The organism is Mycobacterium sp. 852014-52144_SCH5372336, from assembly GCF_001665615.1.
Taxonomy (GTDB): domain Bacteria; phylum Actinomycetota; class Actinomycetes; order Mycobacteriales; family Mycobacteriaceae; genus Mycobacterium; species Mycobacterium neumannii_A.
This window is the reverse complement of sequence record NZ_LZSW01000047.1, coordinates 365,585-383,394: the sequence shown is the minus strand read 5'-3', so window position 1 is coordinate 383,394 and position 17,810 is coordinate 365,585. Positions and strand designations below refer to the sequence as shown.

The window sequence follows — 17,810 nt, the reverse complement described above, 5'->3', positions numbered from 1 at the left end:
GAAGGAGCATTGACATGACCGGAAAGCTCGACGGCAAGGTCGCTTTCATCACGGGGGCCGCCCGGGGCCAGGGTCGCGCGCACGCGATCGCGATGGCCAAAGAAGGCGCCGACATCATCGCCGTCGACATCTGCCGTGACATCCCGTCCAATCCCTATCCCCTCGCCAGCCCCGAGGATCTCGCCGAAACCGAGCGTGCGGTCAAGGAGATCGGACGGCGCGTCGTCGCTCGGGTCGCCGATGTCCGTGAGCGACACGAACTTCGGGAAGCGGCGGAGGCGGGGGTCGCCGACCTCGGAAGGATCGACATCGTGGTCGCCAACGCCGGCATTTTGCCGATGGCGATGGGCAATCCCGACCCGATCGGCTTCGTCGACGCGTCAGACGTCGACCTGGTCGGCGTGATGAACACCGTCGCGGTGGCGCTTCCGCACCTGCCCGACGGTGCGTCGGTCATCGTGACCGGCTCCACCGCAGGCATGATCCGCGGTACCACCACGAGCCCGGACATGGGTCCCGGCGGCGCGGGTTACGGCTGGAGCAAGCGCATCGTGATGGAGTACGTCGACGAGATGTGCCTGCACCTCGCGCCGAGGATGATCCGCATCAACGCCATCCACCCCACCAACTGCAACACCCACTTGTTGCAGAACGAGGGGATGTACGGCGTCTTCCGGCCCGACCTGAAGGCCGAAGGCAAGACACCGACCCGCGAAGACGCCGAACCGCTCTTCACGCTCTTCCAGGCCATGCCGATTCCGTATATCGAGCCCGAAGACATGGCCAACCTCGGAGTGTTTCTGGCCAGTGACGACAGCCGCTACATCACCGGCCAGCACATCCGCGTGGACGCCGGATCGCTGCTCAAGTGGCCCAACGGGCCTGGCGGCTAAGGCCGGTGCAGGAATCCGTGCAGGATCGCCTGCACGAGTTCGTCAACGATCGCCTCGCGCGACGGCGGTCTGTTGCCGAAGAAGGTCGAACGCAGTGCCACCATCCCGACGATCATCGCGACCGTCGAGTGCGCGGGAAGATCGGGCTGATCCGAACGCAGTCCGCGCAGGCGGATACCTTCGGCGCTGATCTGGCCGAGCAGCGTGAGCGCCCGACGGATATCGGCGATACCGGCGCTGTCGATCTCGTCGTCGGTGAGGCCGGCCGAGGAGACAAGGGTCAACAGAAGGCCGCGATGCTCGATGAGCACGTCATAGAGGCGGCCGACGAACTGCCGGGTCAGTTCCTCCTCGGTGACCTTGTCGGGTATGACGGCCTGCCAGGTCTTCCCGAAGTCGTCGACGAAGTCGGTGAACGGGAGAACGAGGGCTTCCCGAAACAGCCCCGCTTTGGAGCCGAAATGGCGGAACAGCAGATATTCGGTGACGCCTGCCGCCTCGGCGATCTCCCGCGTGGTGGTGCTGCGATAGTCCCGGCGCGCGAACAGTTCACGGGCGGCGTCGAGCAGGAGCCGCCGGGCCTCGCCGGGGGCCCTGCGCCCGGCAGGCGCCTCCGGGGCCGATCCCTTCTTCGACGAACGTCGCTGGGGCACGGGACATGACGATAGTCGTCCCTTGACCGGAGCACCGGTAATAGTGTGCACTATTACTGCGGACGCGGGCGCGGAAGGGAAGTGGTCATGGGCCAACTCATCATGCTCGGCACCTTGTTCGGGTTGCTCGTGTTGATCGTCGGCTTGGTGCTGTACTTCGATCCCGAAGCACGCGGCAACAGGGCGGTCGCGGAGGACGACCGATGAGCACCGAGCTGACGCCGGCGCTCATCGTCGGCTTGTCCTTCGCCTACGTCGGCGGAGTGTTGTTCCTGGCCTACGGCGTGTATCTGAGCATCCGGCGCAGCCGCCTCCATCCGCTGCTGCTGCTGTCGATTTCGGCGATCTCGTTCTCGTGGATCGAGGCACCGTACGACTGGGCGGTGTACGCCCAGTTCCCGCCGGCACTTCCGCGCATGCCCTCGTGGTGGCCGATGAACATGACGTGGGGCGGCGGACTTCCGTCATCGGTGCCGATCGGCTACATCCCCTACTTCGTGTTGCCGGCGGTGATCGGCGCGGGGCTGGGGCGGCGGCTGATTAGGCGATTCGGTTGGCGCAGACCACAAACCCTGCTGATCGTGGGTCTGGTCGTCGGGTTCTGCTGGGCGCTGCTGTTCAACGGCTTCTTCGGTCCCCGCCTCGGGGTTTTCTACTACGGGTACGTGATCCCGGGTCTGGCGATCTTCGAGGGCAGCAGGTTTCAGTACCCGCTCTACGACGCGTTCGCGATGGGTCTGCAGATGATGGTGTTCACCTATCTCCTCGGACGAGTCGACTCCCGGGGGCGCAACGTGATCGAGGTATGGGCGGACAAGCGATCGACGAGCCGTGTCGGATCGTCGCTGCTCTCGATCGCCGCCGTCGTCGTGGTCGGTCATCTCATGTACGGCGCGGTGTTCGCACCACACCTGGCGACGAAACTCGGTGGCTACGTGACATCGGGTCCGACCGAGCAACTGTTCCCGGGCGTGCCGAACCAGCCGCGCTGAGCTCTTCGGCGAATTCGAAAAACCGACACCGTTTGCGAAGTAGGCTGCGATGATTCGCGGTAGCCGACGCACCCGGGCGCGACGGCACTGCATCCGCCTACGAGAGAGGGAGGCGGCCATGAGATCTGTCCATTGCTGCCTACTGGTTGCTGTGTCGATCTCGATGGCGCCGGTCGCTGGCGCTCCCGTCGCGTCGGCGGACTGCACGAACGCGGGCGCGGCGACCGTGTGCGCCCAGGGGACCGTACGCGGCGGGGGACCCGATGCCCCGCAGGCCGGTCCGGCTTATCCCGGCTATTGCGCCGACCCCTGGTATTGCAGCGACGACTGGGGCGTCGACATCATCCTCGATCCGGGTCCCCCCGGGATAGACATCGGTCGACCGGGCCGCCCCGGCGGCGGCGGTCCGCGCTAGTAAGCCCATCCGAGTAAGGGAGTTGTCAATGTTGTTGCGACGCAGTGCTGTCGGCGCCGGAGTGCTCGTCGGCGCGATCCTCTTCGGTGCCGCACCCGCCGCCGCCGATCCGCCGAACTGCACGGCCGCCGACCTGGCCGGCGTCATGTCCGGAGTCTCGGCGGGCACATCGTCATACCTGTTCACGCATCCGGATGTGAACGCGTTCTTCACCGGCCTGAAAGGCAAGCCCAGGGACCAGATGACGCAGGAGATCAAGGCGTACCTCGACGCGAATCCGCGGGTCCGCGACGAGCTTCGGGCGGTCCGGCAGGCCGCGTTCGACTTCCGGGCGCGCTGCGACGTTGCGATGCCCGACTTGCCGATGGGCTAACGAGCGCGAGCGGACCTGACACACTGGGACAGTGCGCGACACACCGAAGTGCTGGCTGTCCGACATGGACGGGGTCTTAGTCCGCGAGGAACACGCGCTGCCCGGCGCCGCCGAGTTCCTGCAGCGGCTCGTCGACCTGCACCGGCCCTTTCTGGTCCTGACCAACAACTCCATCTTCACGCCGCGCGACCTGTCCGCCCGGCTGAAGCGGTCCGGCCTGGTCGTACCCGAGGAGTCCATCTGGACTTCCGCACTGGCGACCGCATCGTTTCTCACCGACCAGCTGCCGGGTGGATCGGCGTACGTCATCGGCGAGGCGGGGCTGACCACGGCGCTGCACGAGGCGGGTTACACGCTCACCGACGTCGAACCGGATTTCGTGGTCCTCGGCGAGACGCGGACCTACTCGTTCGAGGCCATCACGAAGGCGATCCGGTTGATCCTCGGCGGGGCTCGGTTCATCGCGACCAACCCCGACGTCACCGGGCCGTCCGCGGAGGGTCCGCTACCGGCCACCGGGTCGGTCGCCGCGATGATCACCAAGGCCACCGGCCGCGAACCGTACTTCGTCGGCAAGCCCAACCCGATGATGTTCCGCAGCGCGCTCAACCGGATCGAGGCCCATTCGGAGAGCACGGTCATGGTGGGCGACCGGATGGACACCGATGTCGTCGCGGGTATCGAAGCGGGCCTGGAGACGATCCTGGTGCTGACCGGGTCGACGACGGTCGACGAGGTCGAGCGGTACCCGTTCCGGCCCAGCCGCGTGCTGCCGTCCATCGCCGAAGCGATCGAACTGGTGTGAGCCGCGACGGGGCCGCTGCCTACACTGACCCCGATGACCAGCACATCCGAGGCGACGCGGCCACTGGCCGGCGTGCGCATTGTCGAGATCTCCAGCTTCGTCGCCGTCCCGCTGGCCGGGATGACGCTGGCCCAGCTCGGGGCGGAGGTGACGCGGGTCGATCCGATCGGCGGCGCCGCCGACTACCGCCGATGGCCCGTCACCGGCGAGGGCGAGAGCATCTACTGGGCGGGCCTGAACAAGGGCAAGCGATCGGTCGCCGCTGACGTGCGCTCCGACGAGGGCCGCGACGTCATCAAGCGGCTCATCGCGAGTAGCGGGATCCTGATCACCAATGTGGCTGGGCGCGAATGGCATTCATACGAAACGCTCAAAGCGCTTCGCCCCGACCTGATCCATGTCGAGATCTCCGGTCGCGCCGACGGCGGCACCGGGGTCGACTACACGGTCAACGCGGCCATCGGTTTCCCTCTGGTCACCGGGCCAGCCGAACTCGCCACACCGGTGAACCACGTGCTGCCCGCGTGGGACGTCGCATGCGGCCTCTACACGGCGCTGGCCGTCGTGACCGCGCTGCGGCACCGCGACGCGACAGGAGAAGGCCAGCGAATCGGCATCCCGCTGGAGAACGTCGCCCTGGCGACGGCGGGCAACCTCGGCTTCTTCACCGAGGTCATGGTCAACGGCACCGCACGCGAACGCATCGGCAACTCGGTGTACGGCCAGTACGGCCAGGACTTCGTCAGCAGCGACGGGGTGTCGTTCATGGTCGTCGCGTTGACCGGTCGGCACTTCCGCGACCTCACCGAGCTCACCGGTACGACGAAAGCGGTTGCCGCGCTGGCAGAAACGCTGGGTGCCGACTTCTCCGACGAAGGGCAGAGGTTCGTGCATCGCGACGCGTTGAGCGGATTGTTCGCCGAATGGTTCACCGCACACACCGGCGACGAGATCAGCGCCGCGCTGTCGGCGACCTCGGTGCTGTGGGAGCGCTACCGCACCTTCGCCGAGGCGACCACGGAGGACAAGGTCACCGACAACCCGCTGTTCACGTCGCTCGACCAGCCGAGGATCGGCAGCTATCTGGCGCCGGGGCTACCGATTTCGATCGACGGACAGTATTCGCCCGCGGTCGCGTCGCCGGCGCTGGGGGACGACACCGTCGCCGTGTTGGGCGAGTGGCTGGGGCTGACCGCCGATCAGGTCGACGGCCTGGTCGCGTCGGGCGCGGTGGCGACGGGACGCGCCGGATGAGCAGGCTGCTCGAGCTGCTCGAGCTGCGCTCCGGGACGGAAGCGGACGGCTGGGTCGGGCCGGCGAGCGGCCCTGCGGGCAAACGCGCCTACGGCGGTCAGTTCGTCGCGCAGAGCCTGGCCGCCGCTTGCCGCACCGTCGACGGAGACCGGTTGCCGACGAACCTGCACCTGCAGTTCCTGCGCGGCGGAGAGGCAGGCGACGACGTCGACTACACCGTCGCACGCGTCTTCGACGGCCGCACGTCCTCGGCCCGCCGTGTCGAATCCCGGCAACAGTCACGGCTTTTGACGACGGCCACGGTGTCCTTCGCCGTGCCCACCCGCGGCCCGGAGCACGGGCGCCGACTCCCCGCGCTGTACGATCCGGAGTCCTTACCGCGCACCGGTCCCGCCGGATCCGCGCCGTCGATGCCGCTCGAGGAACTCGATATCAGGATCGTCGACGACAGCTCCTCTGGAGAGTTCGTCCGCCGTCTCTGGTGGCGCGCCACAGTGCCGCTTCCGGACGATCCGATCGTGCACACCCTGATCGCGGTCTATGTGTGCGACGTGTACATGATCGATCCCGCACTACAGGTTCACGGCCACTCGATGCGGGCGCGCACGCACCGCAGCGGCACCACGGATTCGTCGATCTGGTTCCACCAACCGGTGTTCGCCGACCAGTGGAACATGCTGGAGTCGACGTCGCCCGCCGCCGCACGGGGTAGGGGCGTCGTCACCGGGAACCTGATCCGCACCGACGGGGTCATCGTCGCCACGCTGGCGCAGGAAGGCCTTATCGCGGAGCGGGATTGAGCTTTGCCGAGGCGCTCTGGCTGCGGCGTACCCGCAGCCCTCGACGCGCCATCGTCACCAGATAGGTGAGCAGGATGCCGACGGCAAGCGAAGCGATCACGCCGACGGCGGGGTGGCCGGGGAACATCGCATACACCTGGTAGTGGACGAGGTAGGTGTACAGCGAGGCCTCGGCGAGAACACCGACCGCCACGGTCAGCGCCGCTGGACAGCGGATGCTGGGCAGCCAGATCACCAGGACGAGACCGCCGAACACGAGGAGCTCTCGCAGCGTGCTGTCGAAGTAGCCGTACAGCGCCACCGCCAGAACCGCCGTCAGCAGCGCCCGCTGCAAGGTCGTGCCGGCCTTGGATGCCGCCCAGCCGATGGCGAAGAACCAGAACGCGAGCATGGTGAACCAGGCGTCTCGGCCCATGTCGAGCCCGAGCACGTCGTAGCGCAACGCCAACCCGGCGACCAGGAACACCACGGCAACCGCGAACGGACGCCGACGCTCGACCCGGTCCATCGCCGGTATGCAGAACAGCAGCGCCAGAGCGACAAGCGTCCACACCAGAATTTCGACGAACCACAGGCGGCCGGCCGTCATGCTGTCATGCGGACCGAGAAACTTGTTGGCCAGCAACAGGTTCGTCCAGGTGTAATCCGACGTCCACAGCAGAACGATGCCGACCCACAGCACCGAAGGCACCGCGATCCAGCCGATAGTGTTCCGCAGGTGGCGCACCCGCTTGGTGCGCGACACCGGGGTCAGGCAGAACCGGCCGAAGTTGTACCCGGCGATGCCGAGTAGCAGATGCGCGCCGCCCCACAGCTCGAACAATTCGGCATGCGAACCGACGATCAAGATGATCGCCACAGCCCGCAACGCCACGCTGGTTTCCAGCGTCGCGTCCCACAGTCGCCACCGCGTCCGCGGCCGCTTGACCAGCCTCTCGAGTTCGCGAAGCGGCCGCTGCTGCCATCCGGCGGGCAGCTGGCCCAGCGCTCGCTCGAGTCGCACCGACATCGCCACATACGACAGCGAGTTCCCCCCGAGATCGACGAAGCTCGCGTCCGGGTCGACCGCCGCCGGGTTGAGCTGCAGCACGTCGGCGAACACCTCGCGCAGGTCGGTGGTCGGCGTCGTGTCTGGGCCGCGCGCGAGTTCGCGGACGGTTTGGTAGTCGGGTTTGCCGGATTCCAGCAGCGGCAGTTCGTCCACTGCGACTGCGCGTACGGCCGATGCCGGTATGCCGGCGGCCTCGGCCGCGATGCGCTGGAGATCGCGTTCACTGTGCGCGCCGGCCGCCGCGACGACGAGGCGGTCGTCGTCGTTGGTGCAGAATGCGGAGATACCGCGGGCGCTCAATGAGGACTCGATGCGTTGCAGATCCACGCGCAAGCCGTACATTTTGACGAACCGGCTGGTGCGACCGATGATTTCGTAGAGCCCGTCGGGAGCGCGGCGGGCGAGATCGCCGGTGTGCAGCGATTCGACGGTCTTGTCGAGGGCCAGGTCGTCGGGGCCGCGGGCGTAGCCCATCATCACGTTGGGTCCGCGGTAGACGAGTTCGCCCACGGCGTCGTCCGCCCCTTCGGCGGTCGATTCGATCGTGAACGAACCGCCCGGTATCGGCCGGCCGATGGCCTCGGGTCGCGACAGCGCCAATTCAGGTGGCAGATAAGCCATTCGGGCGGTCGCCTCGGTCGCTCCGTACATGACGAACAGCTGCCAGCCGTCGTTTCGGGCCTGTTCTGCGAACCGCCGGACGCGCTCAGGCGGCATGCGCCCACCGGCCTGCGTCACGTACCTCAGGTCCGGCAGCTCCATCGCGTCGAACTTGATCCGCTCGAGCAGTTCGAACGTGTAGGGCACACCCGCGAACGAGGTGCCGCGATGGCGGCGGAACAGGTCCCAGAACCGCTCGTCGGTCACCGAGAGATCCGTGAGAATGAGACCGGCGCCGCGGAGCAGGTGACTGTTGACGACCGAGAGCCCATAGCAGTACGACATCGGCAGGGTGGTCGCCGCACGGTCGGTTTCATCGATATCGAGGTAGCTGGCAATCGCGCAGGCGTTGGACAGCAGGTTGCCGCGGGACAGCCGGACGAGCTTCGGTGACCCGGTAGTGCCCGACGTGGACATCAGCATCGCCAGGTCCTCGTGCAGGCGGCGCCCGCCGGTCCTGCGGCGATGGTGGATCACGCCGTCGCCGACCACGGTGTCGGGTTCGTAGGTGCGCAGGATCGTCGAGTGCTCCCGCCCGGCTGGGACGGGGAGCACCACATGGTCAGCCGCGAGCGCGGCGAGATAGTGCACGAGCGTGTCGATGTCGTTGCGCGTTTCAAGCAGCACGAGGGATCTGCTCTCGCCGAGGGCGGTCATGGCGGCCGTAACCCGGTCGGCCAGCGCGGCATAGGTCATGTGCCGCGTATCGGTGTGCACCGCGACGTTGTCGCCGTAGCCGCGGAGGTGCTCGATCAGGGGGTTGGTCACAGCGCGACTCCGCTTCCCACCACCTGGATGTGGACCTTCGCGTCGACCTGCGGGGGATCGAGGCTGTGCTGGCGCACGATGATCGGGTCCGCGTCACCGGCGGGGTCGACGGTCAACAACACGTCGTGGCCGAGGAACTCGACGGCCAACACGGTACCGACGCCCTCGAGCCGCTCGGTGTCCGAAACCGCCGTCGCGACCAGCTGTTCGGGCCGGAGGAGCAGCGTCGCAGGGCCCGTCGGACGTGATCCCGTACCGTGCAGGGGGATTCGTCCCAGCACGCACTCGGCGATACCGTCGGTGACCGTGCAGGGAAGTGATATGCAGTCGCCGAGGAACGCGGCGGTGAAATGGTCGGCCGGATGCCGGTACACCTGTTGCGGCGGTCCCACCTGAGTGAACCGCCCGTCGCGCATGACAGCGACCTGATCGGCCACCGACAGTGCCTCCTCCTGGTCGTGAGTGACCAGCAGCGTGGTGACACCGGCATCGATCAGCAGGCGGGCCACGGCTTTTCGCGTTGACGCGCGCAGGCCGGTGTCCAGGGCGCTGAACGGTTCGTCGAGCAGCATCACGACCGGTTTGCGGGCGAGCGCCCGTGCGAGGGCCACCCGCTGCTGCTGGCCGCCCGACAGTTCATGTGGCCGGCGCGGTACGAAGGCGGCATCCAGCGAGACCGTCTCGAGCAATTCGCCGACCCGGCGGCGAATATCTGCTCGGCGGAGCGGTCCGTTCAGGCCGTATGCGATGTTCTGCCCCACGGTCAGATGTGGGAACAGTGCGCCGTCCTGGGCGACGTAACCGACCGCGCGCCGGTGTGGCGCGACGGCACCGTCCGGGCTGGCGACCTGGCGTCCGCTGATGACGATGGTCCCGTCGTCGGGGGTCTCGAATCCCGCGATCAAACGGAGCAGCGTGGTCTTGCCGCAGCCTGACGCCCCGACTACCGCGGTGATGGTGCCCGCCTGCATTTCCAGGTCGATGTGATCGAGCACCGTGTGACCGTTGAACGCCTTGGCCAGCCCGTGCATTTCGGCAACGCTCACAGTGCCGCCGCCTTCGTCGACTGCCGGTACAGCAGCAAGGTCACCGGAATGGCGAGGACCACGAGCACCAGTGCATAGGGTGCCGCCGCCGCGTAGTCGAGCTCGCTGGAGAACGACCAGAACATCATCGCCAGCGTGCGGGTCCCGGTGGGCGCGAGCAGCAGGGTAGCGGTCAGTTCGGTTGCCACCGCCACGAACACCAGCGAGGCCCCTGCCGCCGCGGCGGGAGCGGTGAGCCGCAGCGTCACCCGGAGAAACGTCGCCGCCGGCGAACTGCCCAGCGACCGGGCCGCCTCCTCCAGGCTCGGCGGAACCTGAGCGAGGCCGGCCCGCACGTTGACCAGCGCGCGGGGCATGAACAACAGGACGTAGGCGAACACGATCAATATCACGCTCTGATAGAGGGGGCGCACGAAGTGAATCGTGAAGGTCACCAGCGCCAGCGCCGTGACGATGCCGGGCAGCGAACTGGTCACATAGTTGGCGCCTTCGACGACGCGAGCAAGAGAGCCGGTCGAGCGCACCGCAACCCAAGCGACCGGGAACGCGAGCACAGTCGTCACGACCGCTGCGGCCGAAGCCAATCCGACGGTCTGACCCAGCGCCGACAGGATGTCATCGACGATCCAAACCTCGCCGCCTCCCAACCACAGCCACCGCAGGATCGTGCCGACCGGCACTCCGATGGCCAGCACAGCCAGCGCCGTCAGCGCAGTCATCGCCGGAATCACACTGTGGCGCAGGTGGATCAGTGTGACCGTGCGCGGGGCGCCAGAACCGATCCTGGCAAACCGGGCATTACCCCGCGCGGCGGCCTCGATGACCAACAACGCCAGACACAGGAGCACGAGCACACCCGCCAGCATGCTGCCTGCCGCTCCATCGAAGGTGGCCTGGAACTGCTGAAAGATCGCGACGGTGAAGGTGTCGAACCGCAACATCGCGAACGCGCCGAACTCCGCGAGAAGATGCAACCCGACCAACAACGAACCGCCCAGGATGGCGAGTCGCAGCTGGGGAAGCGTGACGCGCAAAAACACTCCCGCCGAGCCGGATCCCAGCGCCCGCGCCGATTCCTCGACGGCGGGATCGAGCCGCCGCAGCGTCGCGGCGACCGGCAGGTACATGAACGGGAAGTAGGACAGGGTGGTGACCAGCACGCCCGCCGTCAGGCCGTGCAGCGACGGGATCACCCCGATCCAGGCGTAACTGTTGACGAACGCCGGAACGGCCAGCGGCGCAACGAAAAGCGGCCGCCACAGCGTCCGGCCCGGAAGATCCGTCCGCTCCACCAGCCACGCCGTGCCGACACCGATCACCACACACAGCGGGACCGTGACGAGAACCAGGGCGACCGTGTTGACGAGCAGTTCACCGACACGTGGGCGCACCACGAGTTCGTAGGCCCGCGTCCACCCCACCGAGACCGTCGCCCACGCCACATATCCCAGCGGGATGCAGGTGGCCGCCACCAGGATTGCGACGGTGACCGAGATGAGCGGACCGGGCCGGGCCGCCTTGTCCGCCCGCGACACCGGTGCCGCGGGCGGGGGGACAGGGGGAGCGGCGGCGACCACTTACAGCAAGCCGGCTTTCGTCATCAGATCGGTGACCTTCTGAGCGTCGAGGCTCGACGGGTCGACGTTCGGCGCCTGCAGAGTGTCCAGCGGGGGCAGGGCGGGGTTCGCGGGCACGCCACTGGCGACCGGGTATTCGAACGACGTGCCCTTCTCGAGCACCTCCTGGCCGGCCTTGCCGGTGACGAACCGGATGAACTGCTGGGCCTGGTCCATTCGGTCGGTCGAGGCGAGCACCCCACCACCGGACAGGCTGACGAAGGCGCCGGGATCCTCGTTCTTGAAGTAGTGCAGCGCGGTATTGCCGCTCAACTCTTTGGTTTTCGCTTGATCGCGGAACCAGTAGTAGTGATAGATCACCCCGCCGTCGACCTCGCCGGCGTTGACGGCCTTGAGCGTGGCGATGTTGTCGCTGTAGAGCTTGGCGTTGGCTTTCATGGCCGCCAACCACTGCGCGGTGGCCGGCTCACCCTCCAGTTGCAGCAGAGCCGAGACGATCGCCTGGAAGTCGGCCTTGGTGGGAGGCGCGCCCCAGCGGCCCTTCCATTCCGGCTGCTGCAAGTCGAGCAGCGACTTCGGCAGCTGGTCGGGCTGCAGTCGTGAGGTGTTGTAGACGAACACGGTGCTGCGCGCGGCCACCCCGGTCCACTTACCGGTCGGCGGCCGGTACTGCGGCGGCACCTGGTCGAGAGTCTCGGGTGCAAGGTCGGCGAACAGTCCGGCGCGCTCGACCGCGGCCATCGCCGGCGAGTTCTCCGTCAAGAAGACATCGGCAGGCGATGCTTTCCCTTCGGCCACAAGCTGATTGCCGAGTTCGGTGTCACCGCCCTGGCGGTAGGTCACCTTGATCCCGGTTTCCTTGGTGAAGGCGTCAATCCATTCCTTGGTCAGCGACTCGTGCTGGGCGTTGTAGATCAGCAGTTCGTCGCTCTCACCCCCATCCGAGCAGGCCGTGGCGCCGGATGTCAGCGCGAGGGTTGCCAGGACGGCGGCGATCCGCCTCCACCGTGATCGCATACAGGGGGTCCTTTCGCGGTACGTGCAGGTCAGGCCGCAATCTTTAGCTGAGGTTTACCTAACGAACATACCCTGTCGGCCTCGCCGCCCGCAGTTTGCAGAGCAATTCGGCGGGGTAGTTTGCTTGCAACCCGGGGGGCGGTCGGCCTCGCGACACAGACACCGGAGGACGGACGATGAAGAGGTCAAAGCGATCGGCAATCGTATGCGGAGCGGCGCTGGCGGCGGCCGGCGTCTTTGGCGCCGTCCCCGTGGCGGGTGCCGCGCCGTGCACGGCGAGCGGGCTGGCGACGACGGCGAGCGGCGTGCTCAGCCAAGCGGGCGGCTATCTGGAGTCGCACCCGGGTGCCAACGAGGTGCTGACCGCCGCGGCGACGCAGCCGCCCGATGCTGCCCGCGCCAATGTGCGGGCGTACTTCACCGCCCATCCCAACGAGTACCTCGACCTGCGTGGGATCGCCGCACCGCTGACCGATATGCGCGCGCAGTGCGGCATCGCCGTCAGTCCCGGTCAGTTGGCGATGCTGTTCGAGGCGATGGGCGAATAGTCACATCCGCCCGGACCGGGCGCGGACGAAGTTGTAGACCCCGAACGCGGCGATGCCGACCGCGGCGAGGATGAGAAGGAACTTGCCGAACGGCGCCTGCCCGAGTGTCTTGACCGCCGCGTCGAGCCCGGTCGCCTTCGCGGGATCGGCCTGCAGCGTGGCCACGATCACGAGCACACCCGCGCCCGCGAGAACCAGCCCCTTGGCGGTGTAGCCCGCGATACCCACGGCGGTGACGCCGGTGCCGCCTGAAGCCCGCAGATCCTTGAAGAACTTTTTCGTCACGCCCTTGTAGACGTGGTACCCGCCGACCACGATCAGGCCCAGCGCGATCGCGACCAACACGGCCTTGCCCCAACCGGATTGCATCATCTGCGCGGACAAGCCGGCGTTCTGTTGTGAACTCTGCTGTCCGCTGCCCATGGCGAAGCGGGCCGCCGAGAAGGCGATCGCGAGGTTGACGACGGCCAGGCCGAGCGATTTCACGCGCTTCCACGCCGGTGTGTCGTCGCGGAAGCGGCCCGAGCCCTCACCCGGTCTCGGGCCGACAATCGCCTCGGCGACGCGCCACAGCCCGAGCGCCAGCAGTCCGGCGGCGACAACCCACAGGAGCACTGCGCCGCCCGTCTGTTGTGCCAAGGTCGCCAGCGCCCCCGACTGGTCGGCGCTGCCGCCGGATCCCAGCGCGATGCGCAGGATCAGATAGCCGACGAGCAGATGCAGCACGCCGCTGATCGCGAAACCGGCGCGCGCGGTGTATTCGAACGCATCGCTGTCGGTCGCGCGGTCGGCGACTCCGTGTAACGAGTTGTCGGTCATGCCGGCGTGTACCCCCTTTTTGACGTCGGCGAAACGGTGCCGGCTCGATCTGTGGATGAAGCCGGCGTTGGGGATGACGGGGACCATCGGCACCGCGGCGCCGTCGATGTGTCGGTGGCCTGCTCGACGGTGAAGCCATGACTTCATGGACCCGTGCCGAGATCGGCGCGCTGGGCGAGCAACTCGCGGTCGATCACCTGCGGTCGTTGGGGCTGCGGGTGCTCGAGCGCAACTGGCGGTGCCGGTACGGCGAGCTGGACGTGATCGCGGTCGACGACTCGGTCCGCACCGCGGTCTTCGTGGAAGTGAAAACCCGCACGAGCGATCGGTTCGGCGGGGTCGAGGAGGCCGTGACCCCGCAGAAGGTGCGTCGGCTGCGGCGGCTCGCCGGATTGTGGCTGGCCGCCCAGGAGACCGGGTGGCCGCAGGTGCGCATCGACGTCGTCCGGGTGCGGCTCGGCCGAAGCCGCACACCGGAGATCACGCATCTTCAGGGGGTGGGGTAGATGGCGATGGGGCGGGCGTTCTCGGTGGCGGTGACCGCGCTCGAGGGCCAGATCGTCGAGGTCGAGGCCTTCATCGGTTCCGGTCTACCGAGCGTTGACCTGGTCGGCCTGCCGGATGCTGCGCTGCAGGAGTCGCGCGCCCGGGTCCGGGCTGCGATCACAAACTCCAAGTGCGACTGGCCGATGACCAGGTTGACGATGGCACTGTCACCGGCGACTCTGCCCAAGGTCGGGTCGGTTTATGACCTCGCGTTGGCGTTGTCGGTATTGTCGGCCAGCGCGAATGAACGGTGGCCGCGGCTCCAAAAGACCGTGCTACTCGGCGAATTGGCACTCGACGGACGGGTTCGTTCGGTCAGGGGCATCCTCCCGGCTGTGCTGGCCGCCAAGCGGGAGGGCTGGCCGGCGGCCGTCGTTCCCGCCGGAAACCTCGCCGAAGCGAGCCTGGTCGAGGGTATCGAGGTGTGGGGTGTGCGCACGCTGAGTCAGTTGAAGTCGTGGTTGCAGGGCAAGGAACGACTCGAAGGGCGCATCGCGTCGCCGTCGTCGAGACCCGAGCCGATGGCCGACCTCGCCGACGTGGTCGGTCAAACCGAGGCGCGATATGCCGTCGAGGTGGCCGCGGCGGGTGGTCACCACCTGATGGTGACCGGCCCGCCGGGCGTCGGGAAAACAATGCTGGCCCAACGCCTTCCGGGCTTGCTACCGGCGCTGTCGGAGAGCGAGGCGCTGGAGGTCACCGCGATCTACTCGGTGGCGGGTCTCCTCTCGGAGGAGGCCCCGCTGATCACCCGCCCGCCATTCGTCGCGCCGCATCACACGTCGAGCGTGGCGGCGATGGTCGGCGGCGGGTCGGGGATCGCGCGGCCTGGCGCGGTCAGCCGCGCGCACCGCGGCGTGCTCTTCCTCGACGAGTGTGCCGAGATCGGCAGCAGCGTGCTCGAATCGTTACGTACTCCGTTGGAGGACGGTGAAATTCGCCTCGCCCGCCGTGACGGCATCGCCCGGTATCCGGCACGGTTCCAGTTGGTCCTGGCAGCGAACCCGTGTCCGTGCGCCCGCCCCGACCCACGGGACTGTGTGTGCACCGGCCACGAGAAGCGACGCTATCTCGGCAAGCTTTCCGGTCCGCTGCTCGACCGAGTCGATCTTCACGTGCGAATGCACTCGCTGCGGGCCGGCGCGATCGTCGCCAAGGACGGCGAATCCACCGAGGTCGTGCGTGAACGCGTGGCCGCGGCACGTGCCGCTGCTGCCGAGCGGTGGCGGCCACACGGGATCTGCACCAACGTCGAGGTCAGTGGTTCGTTGCTCCGCCGCAGGTTCCGGTTGCCCCCGGCGGTGATGAAACCGTTCGAGGCGGCGCTCAATCGCGGCACACTCAGCGTCCGTGGTATGGATCGCACGTTGCGGGTCGCATGGACGTTGAGCGACCTGGCGGGCCGGACATCGCCGACCCTCGAGGACGTCACCACCGCGTTGAGTTTCCGGCCGACCGGAGGTGCGCCGTGACCGACGAAACCACCGAAGCCTGGGCGTATCTGTCGCGGGTCGTCGAACCTCCCTGTCCCGCACTTGCAGCGCTGGTGGCGCGGGTGGGTGCGGTGGAAGCCGCGGAGCGGGTGCGGCGCGGGTCGGCAGGCGAAGAAGTCAACCGGCACGCCGAGGCGCGTCGTGACATCGACTGTGCTGCCGATGATTTGGCGGTGTTGGCGCGCCGCGGCGGTCGGTTGATTACCAGCGACGACGACGAGTGGCCGCTACTGTCGTTCGCCGGATTCGGAGGCGCTCCGGGCCGGTTGCAGTCGCAGGCGCATGCCCCGATGGTGCTGTGGGCGATCGGGCCCGCGGCCCTCGACGAGGTCGCCTTCCGGTCCGCCGCAGTCGTCGGAACCAGGGCCGCGACGACGTACGGCGAATTCGTCGCAGGCGACATCGCGACCGGGCTGGCGGAGCGCGACGTCGCGGTGGTGTCCGGTGGCGCGTTCGGTATCGACGGTGCAGCCCACCGCGCGACGCTTGCGGTGGAAGGGGTGACCGTCGCGGTGCTTGCCGGTGGCATCGACGTCCCGTATCCGGCCGGGCATTCCGCGCTGCTGCAGCGCATCGCCGAACACGGGTTGCTTCTCAGCGAATATCCGCCCGGCGTGCGACCCGCGCGCCACCGGTTCTTGACCCGTAATCGGTTGGTGGCAGCGCTGTCCGGGGCGACCGTCGTGGTCGAGGCGGGCGCGCGAAGCGGTGCGGCCAACACCGCGGCTTGGGCACGGATGCTCGGTCGCTCCGTGTGTGCGGTGCCGGGGCCCGTGACGTCGTCGGCCTCGGTCGGGTGCCATGCGCTGCTAAGGAGCGGAGGAGCGCAGATCGTCACGCGCGCGGCGGACATCGTCGAACTCGTCGGCAGGATGGGTGAACTGGCTCCCGAGGAGCAACGTCCGGCCTCACCGCTCGACGAGCTCGGCGACATCGAGAAGCGCGTTTACGACGCGCTTCCGCGCCGGGGTGGCCGCACCGCCGAGGAGGTCGCGGTGGCCTCCGGTCTGCCGGCGCGTCAGGTGCTGGGTCCACTGGTGAACCTGGAGTTGTCCGGCCTGGTGGTCGGCCGGGACGGGAGGTGGAAGCTGGCGGCGGGGTGACCCGGTTGTCGGCAAGGCCGCTGGTCGTACGAGGTAGAACCCTGACCGACGGCCTCCGCTCGTATAGTCGGTGAGGCCGGCTCGGAACCAGTGTGGTCGACCAGGTCGGCCGAGTTTTGGAGGGATTCTTCGTGGCAGCGCGACCGATACACACCTTCGAAGTGGTGCGTACCGAGCAATTGACACCGCACATGATCCGGCTGGTTCTCGGCGGATCGGGATTCGACACGTTCACCCCGAACAAGTTCACCGATGCCTACGTCAAGATCGTGATCGTCGATCCCGGCGTCGATGTCGCGCAGTTGCCGCAGCCGCTGACACTCGACTCGTTCTCGTCGCTGCCGCCGGAGCGGCGGCCCACCGTGCGCACCTACACCGTGCGCAGCGTCGATCCCGAGCGCCGCGAGATCTGCATCGACTTCGTGGTGCACGGTGACCACGGCGTCGCCGGGCCCTGGGCGGCCGCCGCGACTCCTGGCCAGCCGGCCTACCTGATGGGTCCCAGCGGCGCCTATGCGCCCGATCCCGCGGCGGACTGGCATTTGTTGGCGGGTGACGAAGCGGCGGTGCCCGCGATCAGCGCCGCGCTGGAAGCGATGCCGGACAACGCGATCGGGCGAGTTTTCATCGAGGTCGCCGGGCCCGATGACGAGGTTCCGTTGAAGAAGCCCGACGGTGTGGAGGTGCGTTGGATCTATCGGGGCGGGCGTGCCGACCTGGTGCCCGAGGATCAGGCCGGTGACCACGCTCCGCTGATCGCCGCGGTCAAGGAGACCTCGTGGCTGCCGGGACAGGTGCAGGTGTTCATCCACGGCGAGGCCCAGGCCGTCATGCACAACCTGCGGCCCTACATCCGCAAGGAGCGCGGCGTGGAGGCCAAATGGGCGTCGTCGATCTCCGGATACTGGCGTCGCGGCCGCACCGAGGAGACCTTCCGTCAATGGAAGGCCGAGCTCGCCAAGGCCGAATCCGCTACCTGACCGGCGGCCTGGCACGC

At 67.8% G+C, this 17,810-nt stretch carries 18 protein-coding genes; 12 read left to right on the top strand and 6 right to left on the bottom strand.

The window, feature by feature from the left end; all coding sequences use genetic code 11:
- The first annotated feature begins 14 nt into the window (after nucleotides 1–14).
- Nucleotides 15–893, top strand: coding sequence for a mycofactocin-coupled SDR family oxidoreductase (locus tag A5759_RS12575; RefSeq protein WP_068197951.1), 879 nt, complete (start codon nucleotides 15–17; stop codon nucleotides 891–893).
- Here A5759_RS12575 and A5759_RS12570 read toward each other — a convergent pair.
- Nucleotides 890–1,546, bottom strand: a complete 657-nt coding sequence (locus tag A5759_RS12570) for a TetR/AcrR family transcriptional regulator (protein ID WP_068197949.1) — start codon at nucleotides 1,544–1,546, stop codon at nucleotides 890–892. The genes A5759_RS12575 and A5759_RS12570 overlap by 4 nt on opposite strands.
- A gap of 203 nt (nucleotides 1,547–1,749) precedes the next feature.
- Here A5759_RS12570 and A5759_RS12565 point away from each other — a divergent pair, with 203 nt between their 5' ends.
- From A5759_RS12565 to A5759_RS12540, 6 genes are all read left to right on the top strand, one after another.
- Nucleotides 1,750–2,538, top strand: coding sequence for a spirocyclase AveC family protein (locus A5759_RS12565; RefSeq protein ID WP_068197948.1), 789 nt, complete (start codon nucleotides 1,750–1,752; stop codon nucleotides 2,536–2,538).
- A 118-nt stretch (nucleotides 2,539–2,656) separates the two neighbouring features.
- Nucleotides 2,657–2,953, top strand: coding sequence for a hypothetical protein (locus A5759_RS12560; protein ID WP_068197944.1), 297 nt, complete (start codon nucleotides 2,657–2,659; stop codon nucleotides 2,951–2,953).
- A gap of 28 nt (nucleotides 2,954–2,981) precedes the next feature.
- Complete coding sequence (locus A5759_RS12555; RefSeq protein WP_064398725.1) at nucleotides 2,982–3,326, top strand: heme-binding protein; 345 nt, start codon at nucleotides 2,982–2,984, stop codon at nucleotides 3,324–3,326.
- A 64-nt stretch (nucleotides 3,327–3,390) separates the two neighbouring features.
- Nucleotides 3,391–4,131 carry an HAD-IIA family hydrolase gene (locus A5759_RS12550; RefSeq protein ID WP_369816195.1) on the top strand — a complete coding sequence of 247 codons (741 nt, stop codon included), beginning with the start codon at nucleotides 3,391–3,393 and terminating at the stop codon, nucleotides 4,129–4,131.
- Nucleotides 4,132–4,164: 33 nt separating this feature from the next.
- Nucleotides 4,165–5,385, top strand: a complete 1,221-nt coding sequence (locus A5759_RS12545; protein WP_068197941.1) for a CoA transferase — start codon at nucleotides 4,165–4,167, stop codon at nucleotides 5,383–5,385.
- Nucleotides 5,382–6,185 (top strand): acyl-CoA thioesterase II, encoded by an 804-nt coding sequence (locus A5759_RS12540; RefSeq protein WP_068197939.1) that lies wholly within the window; start codon nucleotides 5,382–5,384, stop codon nucleotides 6,183–6,185. The genes A5759_RS12545 and A5759_RS12540 overlap by 4 nt, the downstream gene beginning before the upstream one ends.
- Here A5759_RS12540 and A5759_RS12535 read toward each other — a convergent pair.
- Genes A5759_RS12535 through A5759_RS12520 form a run of 4 tightly spaced genes read right to left on the bottom strand, consistent with a single transcriptional unit; the run spans nucleotide 6,166 to nucleotide 12,304 of the window.
- Nucleotides 6,166–8,664, bottom strand: coding sequence for an AMP-binding protein (locus A5759_RS12535; RefSeq protein ID WP_068197937.1), 2,499 nt, complete (start codon nucleotides 8,662–8,664; stop codon nucleotides 6,166–6,168). The two genes, A5759_RS12540 and A5759_RS12535, sit on opposite strands and share 20 nt — an antisense overlap.
- The gene (locus A5759_RS12530) at nucleotides 8,661–9,695 is read right to left on the bottom strand and encodes an ABC transporter ATP-binding protein (RefSeq protein ID WP_068197935.1); all 1,035 of its coding nucleotides are present in this window, start codon (nucleotides 9,693–9,695) and stop codon (nucleotides 8,661–8,663) included. The genes A5759_RS12535 and A5759_RS12530 overlap by 4 nt, the downstream gene beginning before the upstream one ends.
- A gap of 11 nt (nucleotides 9,696–9,706) precedes the next feature.
- Nucleotides 9,707–11,287, bottom strand: coding sequence for an iron ABC transporter permease (locus A5759_RS12525; RefSeq protein ID WP_068197933.1), 1,581 nt, complete (start codon nucleotides 11,285–11,287; stop codon nucleotides 9,707–9,709).
- The gene (locus A5759_RS12520) at nucleotides 11,288–12,304 is read right to left on the bottom strand and encodes an iron ABC transporter substrate-binding protein (RefSeq protein ID WP_068197930.1); all 1,017 of its coding nucleotides are present in this window, start codon (nucleotides 12,302–12,304) and stop codon (nucleotides 11,288–11,290) included.
- Nucleotides 12,305–12,480: 176 nt separating this feature from the next.
- Here A5759_RS12520 and A5759_RS12515 point away from each other — a divergent pair, with 176 nt between their 5' ends.
- The gene (locus A5759_RS12515; RefSeq protein ID WP_068197927.1) at nucleotides 12,481–12,852 is read left to right on the top strand and encodes a heme-binding protein; all 372 of its coding nucleotides are present in this window, start codon (nucleotides 12,481–12,483) and stop codon (nucleotides 12,850–12,852) included.
- Here the strand turns inward: A5759_RS12515 and A5759_RS12510 are convergent, their stop codons facing one another.
- Nucleotides 12,853–13,671 carry a DUF1206 domain-containing protein gene (locus tag A5759_RS12510; RefSeq protein WP_068198335.1) on the bottom strand — a complete coding sequence of 273 codons (819 nt, stop codon included), beginning with the start codon at nucleotides 13,669–13,671 and terminating at the stop codon, nucleotides 12,853–12,855.
- 137 nt (nucleotides 13,672–13,808) lie between these two features.
- Between A5759_RS12510 and A5759_RS12505 the strand changes: the two genes are divergently transcribed.
- The 4 genes from A5759_RS12505 to A5759_RS12490 all read left to right on the top strand — a co-directional run bounded on the left by A5759_RS12505 (nucleotide 13,809) and on the right by A5759_RS12490 (nucleotide 17,793).
- Complete coding sequence (locus A5759_RS12505) at nucleotides 13,809–14,177, top strand: YraN family protein (protein ID WP_068197914.1); 369 nt, start codon at nucleotides 13,809–13,811, stop codon at nucleotides 14,175–14,177.
- A complete protein-coding gene (locus A5759_RS12500) occupies nucleotides 14,178–15,689 on the top strand; it encodes a YifB family Mg chelatase-like AAA ATPase (protein WP_068197904.1) in 1,512 nt (503 codons plus the stop codon).
- Nucleotides 15,686–16,813 carry a DNA-processing protein DprA gene (gene dprA / locus A5759_RS12495; protein WP_068197902.1) on the top strand — a complete coding sequence of 376 codons (1,128 nt, stop codon included), beginning with the start codon at nucleotides 15,686–15,688 and terminating at the stop codon, nucleotides 16,811–16,813. The genes A5759_RS12500 and dprA overlap by 4 nt, the downstream gene beginning before the upstream one ends.
- Before the next feature lie 131 nt (nucleotides 16,814–16,944).
- On the top strand, nucleotides 16,945–17,793 hold the full coding sequence (locus A5759_RS12490; protein ID WP_068198332.1) for a siderophore-interacting protein: 849 nt from the start codon (nucleotides 16,945–16,947) through the stop codon (nucleotides 17,791–17,793).
- Nucleotides 17,794–17,810 lie beyond the last annotated feature (17 nt).

Coding starts and splice junctions, on each gene's coding strand:
- A5759_RS12500 (WP_068197904.1), top strand. CDS start 14,178: ATGGCGATGGGGCGGGCGTTCTCGGTGGCGGTGACCGCGCTCGAGGGC.
- A5759_RS12520 (WP_068197930.1), bottom strand. CDS start 12,304: ATGCGATCACGGTGGAGGCGGATCGCCGCCGTCCTGGCAACCCTCGCG.
- A5759_RS12510 (WP_068198335.1), bottom strand. CDS start 13,671: ATGACCGACAACTCGTTACACGGAGTCGCCGACCGCGCGACCGACAGC.
- A5759_RS12530 (WP_068197935.1), bottom strand. CDS start 9,695: ATGCACGGGCTGGCCAAGGCGTTCAACGGTCACACGGTGCTCGATCAC.
- A5759_RS12575 (WP_068197951.1), top strand. CDS start 15: ATGACCGGAAAGCTCGACGGCAAGGTCGCTTTCATCACGGGGGCCGCC.
- A5759_RS12515 (WP_068197927.1), top strand. CDS start 12,481: ATGAAGAGGTCAAAGCGATCGGCAATCGTATGCGGAGCGGCGCTGGCG.
- A5759_RS12505 (WP_068197914.1), top strand. CDS start 13,809: ATGACTTCATGGACCCGTGCCGAGATCGGCGCGCTGGGCGAGCAACTC.
- A5759_RS12555 (WP_064398725.1), top strand. CDS start 2,982: ATGTTGTTGCGACGCAGTGCTGTCGGCGCCGGAGTGCTCGTCGGCGCG.
- A5759_RS12545 (WP_068197941.1), top strand. CDS start 4,165: ATGACCAGCACATCCGAGGCGACGCGGCCACTGGCCGGCGTGCGCATT.
- A5759_RS12540 (WP_068197939.1), top strand. CDS start 5,382: ATGAGCAGGCTGCTCGAGCTGCTCGAGCTGCGCTCCGGGACGGAAGCG.
- A5759_RS12565 (WP_068197948.1), top strand. CDS start 1,750: ATGAGCACCGAGCTGACGCCGGCGCTCATCGTCGGCTTGTCCTTCGCC.
- A5759_RS12550 (WP_369816195.1), top strand. CDS start 3,391: ATGGACGGGGTCTTAGTCCGCGAGGAACACGCGCTGCCCGGCGCCGCC.
- A5759_RS12560 (WP_068197944.1), top strand. CDS start 2,657: ATGAGATCTGTCCATTGCTGCCTACTGGTTGCTGTGTCGATCTCGATG.